Source organism: Pseudoduganella sp. LjRoot289, from assembly GCF_964252925.1.
GTDB lineage: Bacteria > Pseudomonadota > Gammaproteobacteria > Burkholderiales > Burkholderiaceae_D > Rugamonas.
This window is the reverse complement of record NZ_CAXUPN020000001.1, coordinates 782164-803402: the sequence shown is the minus strand read 5'-3', so window position 1 is coordinate 803402 and position 21239 is coordinate 782164. Positions and strand designations below refer to the sequence as shown.

12 protein-coding genes are annotated in these 21239 nt (G+C 68.1%); 3 read left to right on the top strand and 9 right to left on the bottom strand.

The window, feature by feature from the left end:
• Positions 1–49: 49 nt before the first annotated feature.
• From ACSQ8Y_RS03560 to ACSQ8Y_RS03530, 7 genes are all read right to left on the bottom strand, one after another.
• Complete coding sequence (locus ACSQ8Y_RS03560) at positions 50–2185, bottom strand: S46 family peptidase (RefSeq protein ID WP_436265082.1); 2136 nt, start codon at positions 2183–2185, stop codon at positions 50–52.
• Positions 2186–2253: 68 nt separating this feature from the next.
• Positions 2254–3702 carry a histidine kinase gene (locus ACSQ8Y_RS03555; RefSeq protein WP_436265081.1) on the bottom strand — a complete coding sequence of 483 codons (1449 nt, stop codon included), beginning with the start codon at positions 3700–3702 and terminating at the stop codon, positions 2254–2256.
• The gene (locus tag ACSQ8Y_RS03550; RefSeq protein WP_436265080.1) at positions 3699–6323 is read right to left on the bottom strand and encodes a chemotaxis protein CheB; all 2625 of its coding nucleotides are present in this window, start codon (positions 6321–6323) and stop codon (positions 3699–3701) included. Before ACSQ8Y_RS03550 ends, ACSQ8Y_RS03555 begins: the two co-directional genes overlap by 4 nt.
• Before the next feature lie 73 nt (positions 6324–6396).
• Complete coding sequence (locus ACSQ8Y_RS03545) at positions 6397–8076, bottom strand: TolC family protein (RefSeq protein ID WP_436265079.1); 1680 nt, start codon at positions 8074–8076, stop codon at positions 6397–6399.
• Positions 8073–11309: an efflux RND transporter permease subunit gene (locus tag ACSQ8Y_RS03540; protein WP_436265078.1), complete on the bottom strand. Its 3237-nt coding sequence runs from the start codon at positions 11307–11309 to the stop codon at positions 8073–8075. Before ACSQ8Y_RS03540 ends, ACSQ8Y_RS03545 begins: the two co-directional genes overlap by 4 nt.
• Before the next feature lie 163 nt (positions 11310–11472).
• Complete coding sequence (locus tag ACSQ8Y_RS03535) at positions 11473–14577, bottom strand: efflux RND transporter permease subunit (RefSeq protein WP_436265077.1); 3105 nt, start codon at positions 14575–14577, stop codon at positions 11473–11475.
• Between the two features lie 34 nt (positions 14578–14611).
• The gene (locus ACSQ8Y_RS03530; protein WP_436265076.1) at positions 14612–16081 is read right to left on the bottom strand and encodes an efflux RND transporter periplasmic adaptor subunit; all 1470 of its coding nucleotides are present in this window, start codon (positions 16079–16081) and stop codon (positions 14612–14614) included.
• 260 nt (positions 16082–16341) lie between these two features.
• On the opposite strand from ACSQ8Y_RS03530, the gene ACSQ8Y_RS03525 reads away from it, so the two are divergent.
• Together ACSQ8Y_RS03525 and ACSQ8Y_RS03520 are read left to right on the top strand one after the other, a co-directional pair.
• Positions 16342–17034 (top strand): response regulator, encoded by a 693-nt coding sequence (locus tag ACSQ8Y_RS03525; RefSeq protein WP_436265075.1) that lies wholly within the window; start codon positions 16342–16344, stop codon positions 17032–17034.
• Positions 17034–18368 carry a sensor histidine kinase gene (locus ACSQ8Y_RS03520; protein ID WP_436265074.1) on the top strand — a complete coding sequence of 445 codons (1335 nt, stop codon included), beginning with the start codon at positions 17034–17036 and terminating at the stop codon, positions 18366–18368. The genes ACSQ8Y_RS03525 and ACSQ8Y_RS03520 overlap by 1 nt, the downstream gene beginning before the upstream one ends.
• Before the next feature lie 48 nt (positions 18369–18416).
• On the opposite strand, the gene ACSQ8Y_RS03515 is transcribed toward ACSQ8Y_RS03520, so the two are convergent.
• Together ACSQ8Y_RS03515 and ACSQ8Y_RS03510 are read right to left on the bottom strand one after the other, a co-directional pair.
• The gene (locus tag ACSQ8Y_RS03515; protein WP_436265073.1) at positions 18417–19232 is read right to left on the bottom strand and encodes an anti-sigma factor family protein; all 816 of its coding nucleotides are present in this window, start codon (positions 19230–19232) and stop codon (positions 18417–18419) included.
• Entirely contained in the window at positions 19229–19735 is a 507-nt protein-coding gene (locus ACSQ8Y_RS03510; protein WP_436265072.1) for an RNA polymerase sigma factor, read from the bottom strand. The genes ACSQ8Y_RS03515 and ACSQ8Y_RS03510 overlap by 4 nt, the downstream gene beginning before the upstream one ends.
• A 195-nt stretch (positions 19736–19930) precedes the next feature.
• Here ACSQ8Y_RS03510 and ACSQ8Y_RS03505 point away from each other — a divergent pair, with 195 nt between their 5' ends.
• The gene (locus ACSQ8Y_RS03505; protein WP_436265071.1) at positions 19931–21181 is read left to right on the top strand and encodes a S8 family serine peptidase; all 1251 of its coding nucleotides are present in this window, start codon (positions 19931–19933) and stop codon (positions 21179–21181) included.
• Positions 21182–21239 lie beyond the last annotated feature (58 nt).

Genomic DNA, 21239 nt, shown 5'->3' with positions numbered 1-21239 from the left:
GCCGGGCTCAATGTCGAACCCGGCCCCTGGTCAATTCACCCCGCGTACTTTATTTTTTTGGATATTTGATGGTCATTTCCTGCAGCAGATTGTCGGCGCCGTCGACTTCCTTCATCACCCACAGCATGTAGCGGATGTCGAGGTGGATGGCGCGGGTGATGGCGGGGTCGAAGTACCAGTCCTTGGTGATCGATTCGTAGGTGGAATCGAAGTTCAGGCCGATCAGTTCACCGCGCTTGTTCATGACGGCCGAGCCGGAGTTGCCGCCGGTCGTGTCGGCGCTGGTCAGGAAGTTGACCGGCACGGTGCCCAGTACCGGATCCTTGAACTGGCCGTAGCGCTTGGCCTTGACGGCGTCGATCAGGTTTTGCGGCGCGACGAAGGGCTCCTTGCCGGTGTGCTTTTCAACGATGCCTTCGGCGGTGGTGAACGGACCCTTGGTCAGGCCGTCCTTCGGGCTATAGGCCGAGACGGTGCCGTAGGTCACGCGCAGCGTGGAGTTGGCGTCCGGGTAGACTGGCTTGCCGAGCGACTTCTTCCAGGCGATGACTGCCGCCATGTATTGCGGCACCACGCGCTCCAGGTTGCCGTCCACTTCCGAGCGGCGCTCTTCCAGCGACAGGTCGATGTCATGCAGCCTGGCGGCCAGCTTCAGGAAGGCGTCGTCCGAGGCGGCAATGGCGGCGCTGTCCTTGTCCAGCAGCGCCACGCGTTCCGCCGTGGCGCCCAGTGTCGACCATGCGTACAGCGCCGGCACGTCGGCCACCGCCGGTAGCAGCGCGTCCAGGCCTCGCGGATGGAAGCGTGCCGCCAGCTTGGCGTAGCGCGCCAGGCCGTCGGCAAAGCGGGCCTGGTCAACCTTGGCCGAGAACGACTGTTCCAGGCGCATCAGACGGGCTTTGATGGTGCTGATGTCCCGTTCCTGGTAGCCGGACTTGCGCTCGGCGTCCGGCTTCTGCTTTTCCAGCGCCAGGCGGTGCAGCGTGCGCGCGCTTTTCAGCAAGTCGCTATTGGTGGCCACGCCCCAGGCGAATTCCTCGTCGGACAGCGCCATGTCGGCGGCGATGGCGGCGTTCAGCTCGGCCAGCATGGTGGCGGAAACGCCGGGCTGTCTGGCGTACCAGGCGCGGAACTCGGCGTCCTGCGCGTCCTTGACGGCCGCCACGTCCTTGCGCGCGAAGCCGTCCAGCAGGCCCAGCGTCTTTTTCATGCGGTTGTTGATGCCCTTGACCACGCTGGCGTAGCGCACTTCGCCCGCCGCGTCGCCCTTGGTGGCGGCGGCGATGGTGTCCAGGTCGGACTGGTACTCGGCCGCTTGCAGCGGATAGGCCGAATCGCGCGCATTGCGGATCTCGACCGGCAGCTTGTAGCGGCTGGTGCGGCCCGGGTAACCGGCCAGCAGCACCGGGTCGCCGTTCTTCAGGCCTTCGGCGGAGACCACCAGGAAGTCCTTCGATTGGTAGGGCACGTTGTCCTGCGACGGGTCGGCCGGGCGGCCGTCCTTGCCCACGTAGGCGCGCAGGAAGGAATAGTCGCCGGTGTGGCGCGGCCATTCGTAGTTGTCGATATCGCCGCCGAAGTTGCCGATCTTGTCGGACGGCGCGTAGACCAGGCGCACGTCGCGGATCTGCATCTGGCGGATGCGGTAGTACTCGGCGCCGCGGTGGAAGGTCGGCACCGAGCAACGGTACATCTTGTCGGTCTCGCATTCGGCGATCAGGGCCTTGATGCGCTTTTGCGCTTCCTCGTGGCGCGCTTTTCCGCCCATCTTGTCCAGGCCTTGCAGCACGCGCGCGCTGACGTCTTCCACCTTGTCGGTCACATAGACCTGCAGGTTGGGCCCGCCCGGCAGCTCGGCGGCGCGGGTCTTGGCCAGGAAGCCGTTGGCGATGTAGTTGTGCTCCGGCGTCGAGTTGCGCTGGATGGCGCCATAAGCGCAGTGGTGGTTCGTCACCACCAGGCCGTGCGGCGACACGAAGGAAGCCGAGCAACCGTCGGTCGAGACGATGGCGCTCATCGGGTGCTTGGACAGATCGGCCAGCTTCTCGGCCGGAATGGCGATGCCGATGCGTTTGAGCTCGGCTTTGAGCTGCGGCAGCTGGTGCGGCTGCCATTGGCCTTCGTCGGCCTGGGCTGGACTGAACGCGGCCAGCAAGGCAGCCGGCAAAATGAGCGATTTGAACAAGATGGTCCCCGGATGGTGTGGAAAAAACCGCGAAGTATAGTCGCAACGCCGGCCGCTGAAAATGGTTTTTAACTACGCCCGGCGGGAAGGCGCATGGATATCCGGCATCCTTGCCCGGCTCGGCCGTATTCCACTTCGAACGCGCCGCCGAAGGCGCGCAGGCGCTCGGCGATGCCCAGCATGGCCAGCGCCTGCCGCTGGCGGCGCCACTCGCCCGCGCTGCCGCTGCCGCCGGCGCCGTCGTCGGTGACCGTCAGCAGGACGTCGCCGTCGTACCGGCGCACGCTGACCACCGCCGCGCTGGCGCCGCCGTCGCGCTGCACGGCGGCCAGCGCCGCCTGCAGTTGCCTGAACAGCATTACGCTGGCGTTGCCGCCGATATGCTCGAACACCTCGTCGTCCGGCGCGTCGAAGGTACAGGCCATGCCGCTTTGCTTGCGAAACTGGGACAGCTGCCAGTCGATGGCGGCTTGCAAACCCAGGTCCAGCACCGGCGGCCGCAGCTGGTTGATGATGGTGCGCACGGAGCGCAGCGTCGCGTCGACGATCTGCAGTGCGGCGTCGGTGCGCTGGTGCAGCCGCGTGTGGCTGTGGCGGCTGCGTTCATTGAGCATGCACACGTCGAGGCGCAGCGCCAGCAGATTCTGGCCCAGCTGGTCGTGCACGGTACGCGCCAGCTCCTGCCGCGTATCCTCCACGGCGCTGGCCTGGCGGTCGATCAGCAGGTGCAGCCGGTCCGCTGCGGCGCGCGTGGTCTGGCTTTCGTCGTTGCGTTCGGCCAGTTGCCGGCGCAGCAGCGCGTTAGCCTGCTCCAGCGCGGCGGTGCGTTCGGCGACCTGCGCCGCAAGCTGCGCCGCGACCTGTCCTGCCACTTGTTCGGCTACCTGCACCGCTACTTGCTCGGCGACTTGCGCGGCCACCTGTTCGGCCACCTGCTCTTGCAGCCGGCGGGTGATGCCACCGGCTGCGTCGGCCGGGATCAGCTCGGCCAGTTCGGCGTCGCGGCCGGCGTCGCGCAGGGCCAGCAGCTCCGCCTGCGTTACACCCGGCGGCGATACCACCAGGCAGCACAGCCCCGAAGCGACGTCCAGCCGCGCTTCGAGCCGCACGGCCGCGGCCCCCGGTATGCCGTCGAACAGGCGCGACTCCATGCCAGCCCTGCCATTGCCCGCTTGCAAGATGGCGGCGAAGGCGCGCCAGCGCGGCTGCTCGTCCGAGGCCAGGTAACGTTCGAACGGCTGGCCGTGCAGCTCGCCGGCAGGCTGCGCCAGCAAGGCGGCGCCGGCCTGGTTGACGCAAACGATGCGCCCGGCCATGTCCAGCGCGTAGCAGCACGCCGGTGCCTGCTCGAACAGTTGCTGATACAGGGAGGAGCTGGCGCGCGCCTCGTCCGCGCTCTGCTGCAAGGCGGTGAGCGCGCTCTGCTGCAGTTCCAGTTCAAGCTTGCTGAGCTGGAGCGCCTGCCACTGGCGCAGCGTGTCCGAACCGTGCTGGACCTCGGACCCGGCGCGGCTCACTTGGCGCCTCCGTCCCGGACATCCTCCGGCGGATTCAGCGCGCGCAGCCGCGATTCAAGCTCCTTGGCGGCGGTGATGTTGATAAAGGTCAGCACCAGGCCGTCGATCACATTGTCCACCGTGCGGTAAGGCATGATGCGCACCGTGAACCAGCGCCCGTTGCGGGTAGGAATCTCCTTTTCGCTGAACACCAGCGTGCGCAGCACGTCGCCGGCATCGTCCTCGATCTCCGGGTAGACCAGGTCGCTGGCGATGTCGCTCAGCGGGCGCTGCACGTCGCCGGGGATCAGTTTGTAGAGCTGGCTGGCCTGCGTGGTGTAGCGGCGGATGCGCAGCGTGTTGTCGAGGAAGATGGTGGCGATGTCCGTGCTGTTGAGCAAGTTCTTCATGTCGCTGTTGACCAGCGACAAGTCGTCCACTTTCGATTGCAGCTCGGCGTTGACGGTGTACAGTTCCTCGTTCAGCGACTGCATCTCCTCCTTCGAGGTGGTCAGTTCCTCGTTGGTCGACTGCAGTTCCTCGTTGGTCGATTGCAGCTCCTCGTTGGCCGAGCGCAATTCCTCGCGCGAAGTCTGCATCTCGTCGCGCACTGTCTGGATCTCCAGCCGCGCCTGCGCCAGCTGCTGTTCCAACTCCGTCAGGCGCGGACTGGCCGGGCGCGAACGGCGGCCCGCCGGGCGCGGCGCGCTGGCAAACGTCACCAGCACCATGCCCTCCAGCGCATCGGCCTCGCCCGCCGCTTCGGCGCTCAGGTCCACCGCCAATTCCTGGCCGCCGGCATCCTTCATCACCAGGCCGCGCAGGATCTGCGGCCCTTCGCTGCGCACCGCGCGCTGCAGCAGGTCGTCCAGCTCGTAGCGCAAGCCGTCGCGCGCCATCGCGTGGATGTTCCAGTTGGCTTTGCCTGCCGCCGGTTCCAGATAGACGCCTGTGCGGCCGTGGATGTAGAGGATGTCGCCGTCGTGGTTGAGCAGGACGGCGGCCGGCGTGTGCTTCTTCAGCAACAGCTGTTCGACTTGGGATTGGAGGTTGCCACTCATGGATGCAGACCTGGCCTCGTTTTGGATAGGGGCGACCGCCGCCACCTTGGTTGGGAAGTAGTGTACCAGCCGTTGTGTACTGGCATCGAGCCGCTGGTAAATGCGGCTCACGCCGGGCATGGGCGCGAACAGGTCGGTGAACTGGCCGGGCGTGTCGGCGCTACCCAGCAGCAGCATGCCTTCCGCCTTGAGCGCGTAATGGAACAGCGGAATCAGGCGCTGCTGCAGCTTGGGGCTGAAGTAGATCAGCAGGTTGCGGCAGCTGAGCACGTCGAGCTTGGTAAACGGCGGGTCGGAGATGATGTTCTGCTGCGCGAAGATGATCATGTTGCGCAACTCCTTGCGCACGCGGTAGCCCTGCTCGTCGGCCACGAAGAAGCGCTGCAGGCGCTCCGGCGACACGTCGGCCTCGACGCTGTGCGCGAACACGCCGTTGCGGGCGCGGTCGATCGCGCCCGGATCGAGGTCGGTGGCGAAGATCTGCAGGCTGTATTTGTTCTTCGGGCTGATGTGTTCGACCGCCTCGCAAAAGACCATGGCCAGCGAGTACGCTTCCTCGCCGGTCGAGCAGGCCGGCACCCAGGCCTTGAAGGCGGCGCCGTCCGGGTGCGCGGCCAGCAACTGCGGCAGCGCCAGGGTTTTCAGCTGCTCCCACACCTTCTGGTCGCGGAAGAAATTGGTCACGCCGATCAGCATTTCCTTGAACAGCAGCTGCACTTCGCCCGGATTGTCCTGCAGCAAACGCATGTATTCGTCCAGCGAGGCGCGCTGGTGCAGCGCCATGCGGCGCTCGATGCGGCGCATCACCGTATTCATCTTGTAGTCCGCGAAGTCGTTGCCGGTGCGGGCCAGCAGATATTGCAGCAGATCGCCCAGCGCGCTCTTGTGCTCCTTGCGCACCGCGCCCGGCCCCATATGCAAAGCCTGCCGGTGCAGGTGGCGGCCCTCGATCAGCGCCGGCATCTCGGTCGGCAGCGCGACGATGTCGGCGGTGCCGCCATCGATGGCGCTTTGCGGCATAGCGGCAAAGCGCGCCGACGGCGGCTGCTGCGCCAGCGTCAGGCCGCCATGCTCCTGGATCGCGCGCAGGCCGGCGCTGCCGTCCGAGCCCATGCCCGACAGCACGACGCCGGTGGCCAGCGGACCGCAATCGGCCGCCAGTTCCTGGAAAAAATGGTCGATCGGCATGCACTGGCCGGGCCGGCGCTGCTGCTTGGCAACACGCAGCGCGCCGCGCGCATAGCCAAGGTCGCGGTCCGGCGGAATCACATAGACGCTGGCGGGCTCGATCAGCATGCCGTCGGCCGCCTCCAGCACCGGCATGGCCGTCACGCGCTGCAGCAGTTCGGGCAGCATGCCGGTGTGCTGCGGATCCAGGTGCTGCACGACGACGTAAGCAAACCCGTTGCCGGGCGGCACCGCCGCCAGCAGTTCGCTGATCGGTTCCAGTCCCCCGGCGGATGCGCCTATCCCCACAACCGGCACAGGGGTCCTCGCTGGCGCAGGATCTGGCGGAGCGGCGTCATCAGCCAATTCGGCCAGGGCGCCGGCGTAGTCGCCGGCATTGTTGCGATTACTCATGGATACTGGGGCAGGTTCGGAGGCGGGGAAACACCCGATTATACAAAGCGCCCCGTGCGAAAGCCAGCGTCCGCTAGCGTCTCGTGTACCAACCGCCCCCCAGCGACTGGATCAGCGCCACGGCCGTGGTCTGCCGGTCTGCCTGGGCCTGCAGCAGCGCGCGGCGCGCATTGAGCGCGGTGACCTGGGCCTGCACCACTTCGGTGTAGCCGACCTGGCCGGCACGGTAGCGGTTCAGCATCTGCTGCTCGACCTGGTCGGCCGCGGCGGCGGCCGTGCGGCGCAGTTCCTGCTGTTGCTCCAGCGCACGGCTGGCCGCCAGCTGGTCCTCGACGTCGGCGAAGGCGGCCAGCACCGTCTGGCGGTAGCGCGCGATGGCCGCGTCGCGCGCGGCCTCGGCGCCGGCCACGCGGGCGCGGGTGGCGCCGGCGTCGAACAAGGTCTGCGCGGCGGACAGGCCGAGCGACCACAGGCTGTTCGAGGCGCTGAACAGGCCGGCCACCTGGCTGGCGCCGAAACCGTAGGACGCGCTCAGGTTCAGGCTCGGAAAATAGGCGGCGCGCGCGATGCCGATCTGCGCGTTGGCGGCGGCCACGCGGCGCTCGGCGGCGGCAATGTCCGGGCGGCGCTGCAGCAACGTCGATGGCACGCCGACGGGAATCGCAGGCACCACCGCCCCGCCCCACAAAGCGGCTTCCGCGCCGGCTGGCGCAGGCGCGGCCTCCCCGGCGGACGACGCGATGTCGGAGCCGGGCTGCGCCGAACCAGCCGGCAATGATGCGCCGGCGCCGGACGGCAAACGCGTGGACGGCAAGGCAGAGCCACCGGGCAAGGCGCTCGCGGACGATACGGCGGCTGGCGCCGGGCGCGCAGCGGGCGCCGGGACGCCTCCCCTGCCCGCCGCAGCAGCACCGGCATCCGGAGCCGGCGCGATGGCGGTTGGCATGGCGCCGCTGACGGCTTGCGGCAGCGGCGCCAGCGTGAATTCGGCCGGCGCTTTGCCCAGCAGGACGGCAATCGCATGTTCAAGCTGCGCGCGCGAGCGGGTGATGCCGATCAAATCGATGCGCGCATTTGCCAGCTGGGTTTCGGCCTGCAGCACGTCGGACTTGGCGGCGATGGCGGCGTTGAAACGGTTGCGCGTGATTTGCAGCACGCGCTCATAGCCCTGCACAGTGGCGCCTAGCAGGGCCTTTTGTGCATCAGCCTGGCGCAGCGCGAAATAGTTCGCGGCCAGTTCGCCCTGCGCGGACAGGCGCGCGGCGGCCAGATCGGCCGCGCTGGCGGCGGCGCTGGCGGCCGCGCCGCTGTTGGCGGCGGCCAGGCGGCCCCAGATGTCGGGCTCCCAGCTGCCGCCCAGGTTGACGCGGTACTGGCCGGCCGTGCGGCTGCCCCCACCGCCGCTGCGGTTCGCGCTGCCGCCCAGATCCACCGCCGGGAACAGCTGCGCGCGCTGCTCGGCCACGGCGGCACGCGCCTGCGCGTAAGCCGCGCTGGCGGCCGCCACGTTCTGGTTCGTCACGTCGATGGACGCGGCCATCTCGTCGAGCACCGGGTCGCCGAACAGCGTCCACCACGGCCCGCGCTCCAGCGTGTCGGCCGGGGCGGCGGGCTGCCAGCCGTCAGCCTCCTTGAAGGCGGCTATTTGCGGCGTGGAAGGGACTTCGTATTTCGGCCCGGCCGCGCAGCCGGCCAGCGTGCTTGCGGCCAGGGCCAGGGCGGCGAGCCGCATCGGGGAATTTGCTTGGTTCATGGCGTGGACGGCGCGGCAGTTGCCTGCTTGCTCAATTGGAGTTCGGACTCGCTGCGGTGGCGCAGCCTGTCCATCAGGATGTAGACCACGGGCGTGGTCAGCAGCGTCAGCAACTGGCTGGCGATCAGCCCGCCGATGATGGCGATGCCGAGCGGCTGGCGCAGCTCCGAGCCCTCGCCGAAGCCTATCGCCAGCGGCAAGGCGCCCAGCGCGGCGGCCAGTGTCGTCATCAGGATGGGCCGGAAGCGCAGCAGGCAAGCCTCGCGCACCGCCTCCACCGACGACAGCCCGCGCGAGCGCTCCGCCTCCAGCGCGAAGTCGATGATCAGGATCGCATTCTTCTTGACGATGCCGATCAGCAGGAACACGCCGATCAGCGCGATGATGGAGAACTCCATCTTGAACATCAGCAGCGCCAGCACCGCGCCCACGCCCGCCGACGGCAAGGTCGACAGTACCGTGACGGGATGCACCAGGCTCTCGTACAGGATGCCCAGCACGATGTAGATGACCACGATGGCCGCCAGGATCAGCAAGGGCTGCTGCTTGTTCGACTCGTCCGCCGCGCGCGCCGTGCCCTGGAAGCTGCCGCGCACATTGTTCGGCAGGCCTATGTCGGCCTCGGCCTGCCTGACCGCGGCTTGCGCATCGCTCAGGCTGACGCCGTCGGCCAGGTTGAAGGACACCGTGGTGGCCAGTTCGCCGTCTTGGTGGTTGACGGAACTCGGCGTCGCCCTTTCGGCGAAGCTGGCGATGGCCGGCAACGGCACCATGGCCTGCGCCGACGTGCTGAGCGCCGAACCGGTGGAGGCATCGCGCGCGGCGGCCACGTTGTTGGAACCGCCGCCCGCGCCGCGCGCCGACACATGCACGTCCTTCAGCGCCTCCGGGCTCCTGGCGTATTCCGGCGCCACTTCCATGACCACCTTGTACTGGTTCAACTCATCGTAGATGGTGGCCACCTGGCGCTGGCCGAAGCCGTTGTACAGCGCATTGTCCACGTCGCGCACGCCGATGCCCAGGCGGGAGATGGTGTCCTTGTCGATGGTAACGAAGGTTTCCACGCCGTTTTCGGCCTGGTCGGTGTCCACGTCGGTCAGTTCCGGCTGCTGCTTCATGGCGTCCGCCAGCTTGCCGGCCCAGGCTTTCAGGTCGGCGCGGTTGTCGCTTTTGAGCGTGTACTGGTAGGTCGAATTGCTGGAGCGCCCGCCCATGCGCAAGTCCTGCACCGGGTTCAGGAACAGCGACACGCCGGTGACCTTGGCCAGCTGCGGCCGCAGCCGCGCGATCACGGCCTGGCCCGACTCCGTGCGTTCAGAGACGGGCTTGAGGTTGATGAACATGAAGCCGCCGCCCGCGCGCCCGCCGCCGGTGAAACCGACCACCGTGGCCACCGCCGGGTCGCTCTTGATGATGGCGACCAGCTGGCGCAGCTTCTGCTGCATGGCCTGGAAGGAGATGCTCTGGTCGGCGCGCATGCCACCGTTGATCTGGCCGGTGTCCTGCTGCGGGAAGAAGCCCTTGGGCGCGGCCGAGAACAGGTAGACGTTCAAGCCCACCACGAACACCAGGATGGCCATCACCAGCCACAGGCTGTGCAAGGCCCAGTCCAGCGCATGCCCGTAGACGCGCAGCACGGCCTGGAAGGCGCGTTCGAACAACCGCGCCACCCTGCCCTGCGGCCCGCGGTCGTGGCCCGGTTTCAGCAGCCAGGCGCACATCATCGGCGTGGTGGTGAGCGAAATCACCAGGGAGATCGTGACCGCCACGGACAGGGTGACGGCGAATTCGCGGAACAGCCGCCCCACCTGGCCGCCCATGAACAGCAGCGGAATGAATACCGCCACCAGCGACAGGCTGATCGACAGCACCGTGAAGCCCACTTCGCGCGCGCCCAGCAGCGCCGCCTTGAAGCGGTCCATGCCCGATTCGATGTGGCGGGCGGTGTTCTCCAGCACGACGATGGCGTCGTCCACCACGAAGCCGGTGGCCACGGTGAGCGCCATCAGGCTCAGGTTGTTCAGGCTGAAGCCCATCAGATACATTACGCCGAAGGTGCCCAGCAGCGAGACGATGGTGGCCACCGCCGGGATGATCGTGGCGCGCGCGCTGCGCAGGAATGCACTCACCACCAGCACCACCAGCGCGATGGAGATGAGCAGTGTCAGCTCGATTTCGTGCAGCGAGGAGCGGATGGAATTGGTGCTGTCGGAAGCCACCTGCAGCTTCACGTCGCTCGGCAACTGAGCCTGCAACTGCGGGATCAGCGCGCGCACGCCGTCCACCGTGTCAATCACATTGGCGCCGGGCTGGCGCGTGATGAGCACAATGACGGCCGGTTCGCCGTTGAACAGGCCCAGGGTATTCTTGTTTTCCGGGCCGTCCTCCACGGTGGCGATGTCGCGCAGGCGTATGGCCGCGCCGTCCCGCCAGGCCACCACCAGGTCGCGGTAGTCGACGGCGCTCGGCCGGGTCTGGGGATTGCCGGCGCCGCCGCCGGCCGAGACGCCGGCCACCACGCCGCCGCTGCGCGCGGGGCCGGAATAGATTTGCAGGCGGCGCTCGTCGCTTTCCAGCGCGCCCTTGGGCCGGTTGGCGTTGGACGCCTGGATGGCGGCGCGCACATCCTCCATGGACACGCCGTAGCGGTTCACCGCGTAGGGCAGCAGTTCGACGCGCACAGCGGGCAGCGAGCCGCCGCCGATCTCGACGTCGCCCACGCCCTTCACCTGCGCCAGTTTCTGCTGCACGATGTTGGACACCGCCTCGTAGATCTGGCCGGGGCGGCGGGTGGGCGAGGTCAACGCGAGGATGATGACGGGCGCGTCGGACGGGTTGGCCTTGCGGTAGGTCGGATTGCTGCGCAGCGTGGCGGGCAGGTCGGCGCGCGAGGCATTGATGGCGGCCTGCACTTCGCGCGCGGCCGCGTCTATCTTGCGGTTCAAGTCGAACTGCAGGCTGATGCGGGTGGAACCGCTGCCGGACGACGACGTCATTTCATTGACGCCGGCGATCACGCCCAAGCGGCGTTCCAGCGGCGTGGCCACGCTGGAGGCCATGGTGTCCGGGCTGGCGCCGGGCAGGTTGGCGCTGACCGAGATCGACGGGTAGTCGACCTGCGGCAACGGCGACACCGGCAGCACGAAGAACGCGGCTATGCCGGCCAGGGCGATGCCGATGGTCAGCAGCACCGTGGCGATGGGGCGCCGGATGAAGGGTTTGGACAGATTCATTCCGAGCCCTCCGCAAGCGCTGTCAAACCGTAACAAGCTGTCATGCCGCCATAACCTGTCATTCCCGCGCACGCGGGAATCCATAGATCGCGTGCCGGAGTCAGCTCAGCATGGACCGCATTGGCGGACCGTCCCGTTTGCACGGCAACGGCACGTTGGCGGCTCATGCCGGCACCTGCTGCGCGGCTTTGCGGCCGCGCCAGCGCTGCGCGAGACGGTCGAAGCCGAGGTAGATCACCGGCGTGGTGTACAAGGTCAGCATCTGGCTGACGATCAGGCCGCCGAAGATGGCCAGGCCCAGTGGCCGGCGCAGTTCGGAACCCTCCCCCCAGCCCAGCATCAGCGGCACGGCGGCGAACAGCGCGGCCAGCGTCGTCATCAGGATAGGCCGGAAGCGCAGCAGCGCTGCCTGGTGGATCGCCTCCTGCGGCGGCTTGCCTTCCTCGCGCTCCGCCTCGATGGCGAAGTCGATCATCATGATGGCGTTCTTCTTGACGATGCCGATCAAAAGGATGATGCCGATGATGCCGATCACGCCCAGGTCCTGCCCGCTGATCATCAGCGCCAGCAAGGCGCCCACGCCGGCCGACGGCAAGGTGGACAAGATCGTCAGCGGATGGATATAGCTTTCGTACAGCACGCCCAGCACGATGTAGACGCAGATCACGGCCGCCAGGATCAGCCACAGCTGGTTCGACAGCGAAGCCTGGTAGGCGCCCGCCGCGCCGAGGAAGGTCATCGATACCGACGGCGGCAATTTGATCTCCTCGGCCGCCGCGCGGATCGCCTCCACCGACCGGCCCAGCGAGATGCCGGGCGCCGTGTCGAAGCCCAGCGTGGTGGCCGGATACTGCGCCACGTGCGTGATCTGCAGCGGCGCCGGCCGCTCGGTGATGGTCGCCACCGCCGACAGCGGCGTCGGCTTGCCGGAGCCGGTGCGCAGGTGCAGGTTGCCGAGCGACTCGGGCGTGGTCAGGATGCCAGGCTGCGCCTCCAGGATCACGCGGTACTGGTTGGTCTCGGTGAAGATGGTGGACACGATGCGCTGGCCGAAGGCGCTGTACAGCGCATCGTCGATGGCGGCGGCGGTGATCGACAGGCGCGAGGCCGTATCGCGGTCTATGCTCACGTGCGCCGCCAGGCCGGTGGCGCCCGCGTCCGACACCACGTTGCGCAATTGCTCCTTCTTCCGCATCTGCTCGGCCAGCTTGTTCGCCCACTCGGTGACGGTGGCGTTGTCCGCGCCTTCCAGCGACACGCGGTACTGCGTGGGACCGGATTCGGCGTCGATGGTCAAATCCTGGGTCGGTTGCAGATAGATGGTCACGCCCGCCACCTCGGCCACGCGTGCACGCAGGCGCTCCATGGTCTCGGCCTGGCTGGTGCCGCGCTCCTGCTTCAGGTTGATCAGCATACGCCCGGTGTGCAGCATGGTGTTGTTGGCCGCATCCACGCCGACCAGGGAGCTGAGGGTATCGACATCCGGATCGGCCAGGATGGCGCGCGCAGCGGCTTGCTGCAGGTCCGCCATGCGGCTGTAGGACGCGGCTTGCGCGGTTTCGATGCGCGCCTGCAGCTGACCGGTGTCCTGGGTCGGAAACAGGCCTTTCGGGATCAGCACGTAGAGCACCACGGTCAGCGCCAGCGTGGCCAGCGCCACCAGCAAGGTCAGGCCCTGGCGGCGCAGCACCCATTGCAGCGAGTTGTCGTAACGGCCTATCACCTTGTCGAAATAGCGCTGCGCAGTTTGCCCCCCCTGCGAACCCGGCGAGCCGGGCGCGTCTTCCTTGTGGCTCGTGAGCCAGCGCGCCGACATCATCGGCACCAGCGTCAGCGACACCACGGCGGAGATCAGGATGGTGATGGCCAGCGTGACGGCGAACTCGCGGAACAAACGCCCCACCACGTCGCCCATGAACAGCAGCGGAATCAGCACGGCGATCAGCGACACCGTCAGCGAGATGATGGTGAAGCCGATCTGCGCTGCGCCCTTGATGGCGGCGGCCATCGGCGTTTCACCCTCCTCGATGTAGCGCGCGATGTTCTCGATCATGACGATGGCATCGTCGACCACGAAACCGGTGGCGATGGTGAGCGACATCAGGCTCAGGTTGTTCAGGCTATAGCCCAGCAAATACATGGCCCCGAAGGTGCCGACCAGCGAGATCGGCACGGCCAGGCTGGCGATGACGGTGGCGCGCACGCTGTGCAGGAAGGCGAAGATGACCAGCACCACCAGCAGCACGGCCAGCACCAGCTCCATCTCGACGTGCTTGACGGAGGCGCGGATGCCGGTGGTGCGGTCGCTCAGCACGTCCACCCGCAATGCGCTGGGCAGGCCGGCTTGCAGCTCGGGCAGGCGGGCCTTGATGGCATCCACCGTGGCGATGACGTTGGCGCCGGGCTGGCGCTGCACGTTGAGGATGATGGCGGGCTTCAGGCCCGACCATGCGCCCAGCTTGACGTTCTCCGCGCTGTCGATCACGCGCGCCACACTGGACAGGCGCACCGGCGCCTCGTTCTTGTAGGCGACGATCAGGTTCTTGTAGTCGTTGGCCGTCACCAGCTGGTCGTTGGCGTTGATGGTGAAGGAGCGGGTGGGTCCGTCGAAGCTGCCCTTGGCGCTGTTGGCATTGGCGGCCGAGATGGCGCTGCGCAGCGTATCCAGCCCGAGGCCGTAGGAAGACAGCGCCTGCGTGTCGGCCTGGATGCGCACGGCAGGACGTTGGCCGCCGCTCAGGCTGACCAGGCCGACGCCGCCGACCTGGCTGATTTTGAGTGCCAGCCGGGTGTTGACGATGTTCTGCACTTCCGTCAGCGGCATGGTGTCGGAGGTGATGGCCAGGGTCAGCACAGGCGCGTCGGCCGGATTGACCTTGGCGTACACCGGCGGCGCGGGCAGGTCGGTCGGCAGCAGCGAGCCGCCGGCGTTGATGGCGGCCTGCACTTCCTGCTCGGCCACGTCCAGGGTCTGGCCCAGGCCGAACTGCAGCGTGATGATGGACACGCCGGCCGCGCTGGTGGAGCTCATGCGCTGCAGGCCGGACATCTGGCCGAACTGGCGCTCCAGCGGGGCGGTGACGGTCTGCCCCATCACTTCCGGGCTGGCGCCGGGGTACAGCGTCTGCACCTGGATGGTGGGGAAATCGACTTGCGGCAGCGCCGACAGCGGCAGGAACTTGAAGCCGACCAGGCCGGCCAGCACGATGGCCAGCATCAGCAGCGAGGTCGCGACCGGGCGCTCGATGAAGGGACGGGACGGACTCATGGCGTGCCGCCCGACGGATTAGCCAAGCCGCGCATCACCGCGCTCCCGGCACTGGCGCGGAAGCGGCTGGCGCGGAAGCCGCCGGAGCAGCGCCCGCCCTGTCGCGCTGGCGGCGTCCGCCCGATGGCGTACCCTCGGCAGTGCCTGCCGCGACAGGCTGACCGGCCGCAGGTGCAGCATCCGTGCCTGCAGCAGCAGCACCGGCACCTGCTCCGCCTTGCCCGCCGCGATTGCCGCGACGGCCGCCGCCACCGCCGCCTGCACCCGGTTTGTCGCCCGGCAGCGTCACGCGCGCGCCGTCTTTCAGGCGGTCCGCACCTTCGGTAATCACTTGCTCGCCCGCTTTCAGGCCGGTGCGGATCTCAACCTTGTCCACCGTCGACTGGCCGCGCGTGACGGGGCGGGTGCTGACCGTCTTGTCGCTATTGAGCACATAGACGAAATCGCCCTTGCTGCCATGCCGCAGCGCGGTCACCGGCACCATGACGGCGTCCTTGATGGTGCGCAGCTCCAGCCGCACATTGACGAACTGGCTCGGGAACAATGCATTTTTTGCGTTTGCGAAGCGCGCCTTGGCCTTGATGGTGCCGGTCTGGGTGTCGACCTGGTTGTCCAGCGCCGAGAAGCGGCCGGTGTCCAGCGTGACGGCGCGGGTGCGGTCCAGCGCCACGGCGGTCAGCGGCGCGCCGGCGTTGACACCCTCCATCACCAGCGGCCCCTGGTCCTGCGGCACCGAGAATTCGACATCGATAGGCGAGAGCTGCGTGATGACGGCGATGCCGTTGGCGTCGCCCGAACTCACCAGGTTGCCGATGTCGACCACCCGCAAGCCAACCCGCCCGCTGATCGGCGCCGCCACCTTGGTGTAGCCCAGGTTCAGGCGCGCGGTGCCCTCGTTGGCGCGGTCGGTCATCACCGTGCCTTCCAGTTGCTTGACCTGGGCCGCTTGCGTGTCCACGTCCTGGCGCGCGATGGAGTCCTGCGACAGCAAGGTGCGGTAGCGCTGCAGCGTCAGCTTCGCGTTTTCCAACTGCGCCTCGTCCCGCAGGCGCTGGCCGCTGGCCTGCATCAGCGAAAACTCGAACTGGCGCGGATCGATCTGCGCCAGCACCTGGCCCGCCTTGACCATCTGCCCTTCCTTGAACAGCACTTTCTGCAGAATACCGGAGACCTGCGGCCGCACCGTGGTGGTGGCCGCCGCCGTCACGGTGCCCAGCGCGTCCAGCACCACCGGGATGTCAGCCACTTCGGCCGTTGCCACGCCCACCGTGGTGGCCCCGCCGCCACGCCGCCCCCCACCGCCTGGGCCGCCAGGGCCGCCGGCGCTGCCCGGAGCGGCTCCCGGCACGCCCGCAGCGCCCCCCTGCCCGGCCGCCGGATGCGTCAAATGCCATGCCAGGCCACCCAGGCCGGCCATGGCCGCGACGGCAAGCACGCCGCCGATGATCTGCGCGCGGCGGCTGCGCCTCGGAGTGGTGTTGGCGTTCGAAGCGGACGGTTTCATCGCGGTTTTCCCTTGTTCTTTGATGAAACCGACTCTAGCACAGCCCAATTTGGCCAGGATGTCGCTTTGTTACATTCCGCCCCGCACTCGACGCGCCCACGGCGGCCTGACCAGTTGAGGGTTTCCAAGATGAAAGCAAGCGCCCCTTTGGCCACGGCCCGCGCGGGCGAAAAAGGCGCTCGTTACAAGGCGCGGCGCTCCGATACAAAGCCGCTACAAAAAATTCAGGCCGGCCGGTCCCCGGCTCCGTAAAATGGGGCATGAGCGAACATATCCTGATTATTGAAGACGATCCGCGGCTAAGCGAGATGCTGTCCGAATACCTGTCCAAAGCCGGTTTCGCGGTCACCGCCCACGGCCGCGCAAAGCCGGCGCTGGCCTGGCTGGCCGCCAGCCACGCCGACGCCGTGATCCTCGACCTGATGCTGCCGGACATGGACGGCCTGGAAGTGTGCCGCCAGTTGCGCGCCCATTCCAACGTGCCGGTGGTGATGCTGACCGCGCGCGGCGACGCCATCGACCGCATCATCGGCCTCGAACTGGGCGCCGACGACTACCTGCCCAAGCCCTTCGAGCCGCGCGAGCTGCTGGCGCGCCTGCGCGCCGTGCTGCGCCGGGGCGGCGAGGCGCAACGCGCGGCGCACGAGGTATTGCGCTTCGGCCGGCTGGAGATCGAGCCGGGCGCCTATGCCGCGCGGCTCGATGGCAAGGCTTGCGAACTGACCGCCTGCCAGTTCGACGTGCTGCTGATGCTGGCGCGGAACGCGGGCCGCGTGCTCTCGCGCGAAGCGCTGATGGACGCCACCAGCAACGGCCAGGGCGAAGCCTTCGACCGTTCCATCGACGTGCACATGTCGCGCATCCGCGCGGCCGTGGAGGACGATCCCAAACATCCGCGCCGCATCATCACCGTGCGCGGCGCCGGCTACCTGTTCGCCAAGGACCAGGACTGATGCCGCGTTTGTATTTCCGGTTCTACGCCGCGCTGCTGGCCAGCTTGGCGTTGATGACCCTGGCCGTGGGCCTGCTGTGGCACTACGCCGGCGAGCCGATCGAGCTGCCGGAGCGCACACTCGGCACCGTGCTGCGCAACGCCCTGCCCGCTGCCGACGCCCCCGCCGCCCAGCAGCAAGCCGCATTGGAACGATTGACCAAGGGCCTGCGCGCCGACATTACCCTGTTCAGCCAGGACTGGCAGCGCCTGGCCTACGTCGGCGAGCCACTGGAACGCCCGGACCGGCGCATGATGCATGAGCGCATGATGCGTGAGCATATGGGACGCGGTGAGCGCAGTGAACGCGGCCCGCGCAGCGCCGAAGCGCGCGACGACGACGGACCGCTGCGCCCGCGCCGCTTCCATATGCGGCTCGACGACGGCCGCCACATCCTGTCCACCACACCCTTGCGCCAGCAGGCGCCGTCGCGCATGCGGCTGCACACGATGCTGATCGGGCTTGCCATCATCATCGCGCTCGGCGCCTATCCCGTGGTGCGGCGCGTGACGCGGCGCCTCGAGCATCTGCAGAAAGGCGTGGAATCCCTGGGCGCGGGCAATCTGTCGGCGCGCGTGAAAGTGGAAGGCAGCGACGAAGTGGCGGGCCTGGCGGCCAGCTTCAACCGCTCCGCCGACCAGATCGAGGCGCTGGTGAACGCCCACAAGTCGCTGCTGGCCAACGCCTCGCACGAGTTGCGCACGCCGCTGGCGCGCATCCGCCTGGCGCTGGAACTGAGCAAGGACAACGTGGAACCCAAGCGCCGCGCGGGACTGGAGCAGGACATCGCCGAACTGGATCAGCTGATCGACGAAATCCTGCTGGCCAGCCGCCTGGATTCGGTGGGCGAGAAAACGGAGGACGAGGAAGTGGACTTGCTGGCCTTGGCGGCCGAAGAGTGCGCGCGCTACGACGAGGCCGACCTGGATGGCGAATCGCTGATCGTGCGCGGCGACGCCCGCCTGCTGCGCCGCCTGTTGCGCAACCTGCTGGAGAACGCGCGCCGCCACGGCGTACCGCCCACCAGCGTGAAACTGCGCCGCAGCGGCGCCGGGAGCGACGCCAAGGCCGAGATCGTGGTGCAGGACGCAGGACCCGGCATCCTGCCTGCCGAATACGACAAAGTGTTCGAGCCCTTCTACCGCAGCAGCAATGCGCGCGACAGCGTGGGTTCAGGCCTGGGCCTGGCGCTGGTGCGCCAGATCGCCCAGCGCCACGGCGGCGAGGCGCGCTGCGCCAACCTCCACAACGGACGCAGCGCCTTCATCGTCACCCTGCCGCTGGCCAGCGGCTGAGGCGTACCGCTTAAGGTGAGGCGCGCCGCATAATGCGAGGCGCGCCGCTCAAGGCCGCCAGCGGCGCTGCCGTGCCGCCTGCTCCGCCTTCGCGTCCATCGCCTGGCCAGCGATACGGGCGTCGATGGCCTCCAGTACAGCGGCCGGCATCGCGCTGCCCGCTTGCTGGTAGTCGCCGGACGCGGCTTTTGCAGCCTCGGCCAGCACGGCCAGCTTCCATTGTTCACCGCTGCGGCATGCCAGCCCGGCCGCCTCGCCCGCCGTGAAGCTGCGGCACAGTGAACCATCCGTGGACGCGAAGGTGACGCCGATCTGGATGCCAGCCAGCGCAGCGGGCCCGCCTGCCGCAGCGGCACCCGCACTGGCCAGTTGATTGCTCAGTGCGTCGGCCAGCGGGCCCTGCGCCAGCAAGGCCCCATTGGAGGCGCGCACGGCGGCGAGCTGATCTCCGCCCGCGCCGGCGGATGCACCCGCCACGCCATCTTTGCCGGCAGCGCCGGCGCCCGCGCCCCCGCCGGCGCCGCCAAGCACCAGGCTCCCCACCAGCACGCCTACCGACAGCGACGCCGCGATCGCGCCCCACTCCTGCCACGCCCAGCGGCGGCGTGCCCCGTCGCGGGCGGCGCGCGCCGCACCCAGGTCGCTCACCTTGCCCGGCATGGCGGCGGCCAGCAGCGCAGGCGGCACAGCCTCGTCGGCGATGGGCGCGAACGCGGCGAAAACGTCCATCCGCAAGGCCTGGTGCCGCGCCACGCGCGCGGCCAGCGCCGGATCGCCGGCGACGGCGCTTTCCACCTCGCTGCGCGCCGGTTCGTCCAGTTCGCCGTCGGCATAGGCCATCAGGGTTTCATCGGAAAAGCTCATGTTGCGGTCCTCGCTTGATCGGATAATGTTTCTTGCAACGCCGCGCGGGCGCGGTTCAACCGGCTGGTCAGGGTACCCATCGGGATGTCCAGCACTTCGGCTGCCTCCTTGTACGGCAGGCCGTCGACCAGCACCAGCGCGATGACGATGCGGTGTTCGTCGGACAGCAGGCTGACCGCCTTCTGGATCGCCATGCGCTGCTGCTGCGCCTCGGCAAAACCGTCGCCCACATGCTCGCCCGCCTCCTCCGGCGCGAACACGGTGTCGCGCCGCATGCGCGCCCTCACCTCGTCGATCCAGGCATTTTTCATGATCCTGAAGATCCAGCTGTCCAGCCTGGTCCCCGCCTCCCACTGCGCGCTGCGGTTCAATGCCCGCTCGACTGCGATCTGTACCAGGTCGTCGGCGTCCTCCCGGTTGTACGTGACGGTGCGGGCGAACCGGCGCAGGCGCGGCAGCAAGGCGGCAATTTCGGTATTGATGGTCGGTGCGTTTGCAGTCATGGATAGCTGGTAAACGATGCGGAGATGGATTTTAATCCCTGTCCCGTTCGTTTACCCGTCAGAAAGTTCGATTTCTTATACTATCATCCGAAAACCATGCCCATCAGAACACTCCTTTTTCTGCTTGCACTGTGCGCCGGGAGCGCGCATGCCCAGTTGCGCCTGCCGCAATTGCAAATTCCGCAACTTCCGCAGGTGGATCGCCTGGATCCGCTGAACAGCGGCCTGTTGCGCGATTCCGGCCGCCGCCTGCTGGACCGCAGCGACATCGGCGAGCTGCGCTCCCTGCGCCTGGACCAGATCGGCGCCCTGCTGAAACGCCACCGCGACGTGCTGGAGCCGGATCCGCGCGGCGAACCCGTCGTGCGGCGGGAACTGCTGGCATGGTCGCCCAGCGCGCGAGGCTTGGCCGCAGCCAAAGCTGCCGGACTGGCGGTGCTCGGCGAGCGCGACGTCGGCGCCGGCGAGACCATGACCGTGCTGGGCGTGCCCGGTAACAAGGACACGGCTGCGGCACTGGAGCAATTGCGGGCGCTCGATCCCGACGGCTCGTACGACTTCAACCATATCTATACCGGCAGCGGCATCGACGGCGATGCCAGCGAAGCCACCCGGCACCTCCAGCCGCCGCAAAGTCAGGCTGCGCCGGCCGCCGGCAAAAACGCGCCGGCGCAGGCCAAGCCGGGCACCGCCAAGGTGGGCTTGATCGACGGCGGCGTCGAGCGCGGTCATGATGTATTCCGGGAATCGGCCATCGTGCCCTGGGGCTGCGAAGGCGCAGCCCACCCCAACGCGCACGGCACGGCGGTGGCCGGGCTGATGGTGGGACGCTCGGAGCGTTTCCGAGGTGTGGCGCCGCACGCCAGGTTGTACGCGGCCGACATTTACTGCGACAGCGGCACCGGCGGTTCGGCCGCGCGCATCGCCGACGCCCTGGGATGGCTGGCACGCGAACAGGTGGCGGTCATCAATCTGAGCCTGGTCGGGCCGCCCAACCAGATCCTCGAGCGGGTAGTGGCCGGCATGGTCAAGCGCGGGCATCTGCTGGTGGCGGCGGTCGGCAACGACGGGCCTGCCGCGCCACCGCTGTACCCGGCCAGCTACCCCGGCGTGGTCGGCGTGAGCGGCGTGGACAAGCAGGGACGCCCCCTGCCCGAGGCCGCGCGCGGGCCGCAGGTGATGTTCGCCGCGCCCGGCAGCCAGATGGTGAGCGCCGCCATCGGCACGCCGCCCTACCGCGTGGTGCGCGGCACCTCGTTCGCCGCGCCCATCGTGGCCGCCTTGCTGGCCGACGCGCTGCCGCAGCCAGCGCCTGACAGTGCCAGACAGGCGCTCGCCGCGCTGGCCAGGCAGGCATCCGGCGTGGCGCCGGGCACGGTCTCAAACGAGACCGGCCACGGCGTGCTAGGCGCGTCCTACCGGGTCGATCCAGCGGGGTTTCGATAAATTTGAAAAATATTTTCAAGACGATGGATTAAACGGCTGAGCCCGTACGTTTTCCTTT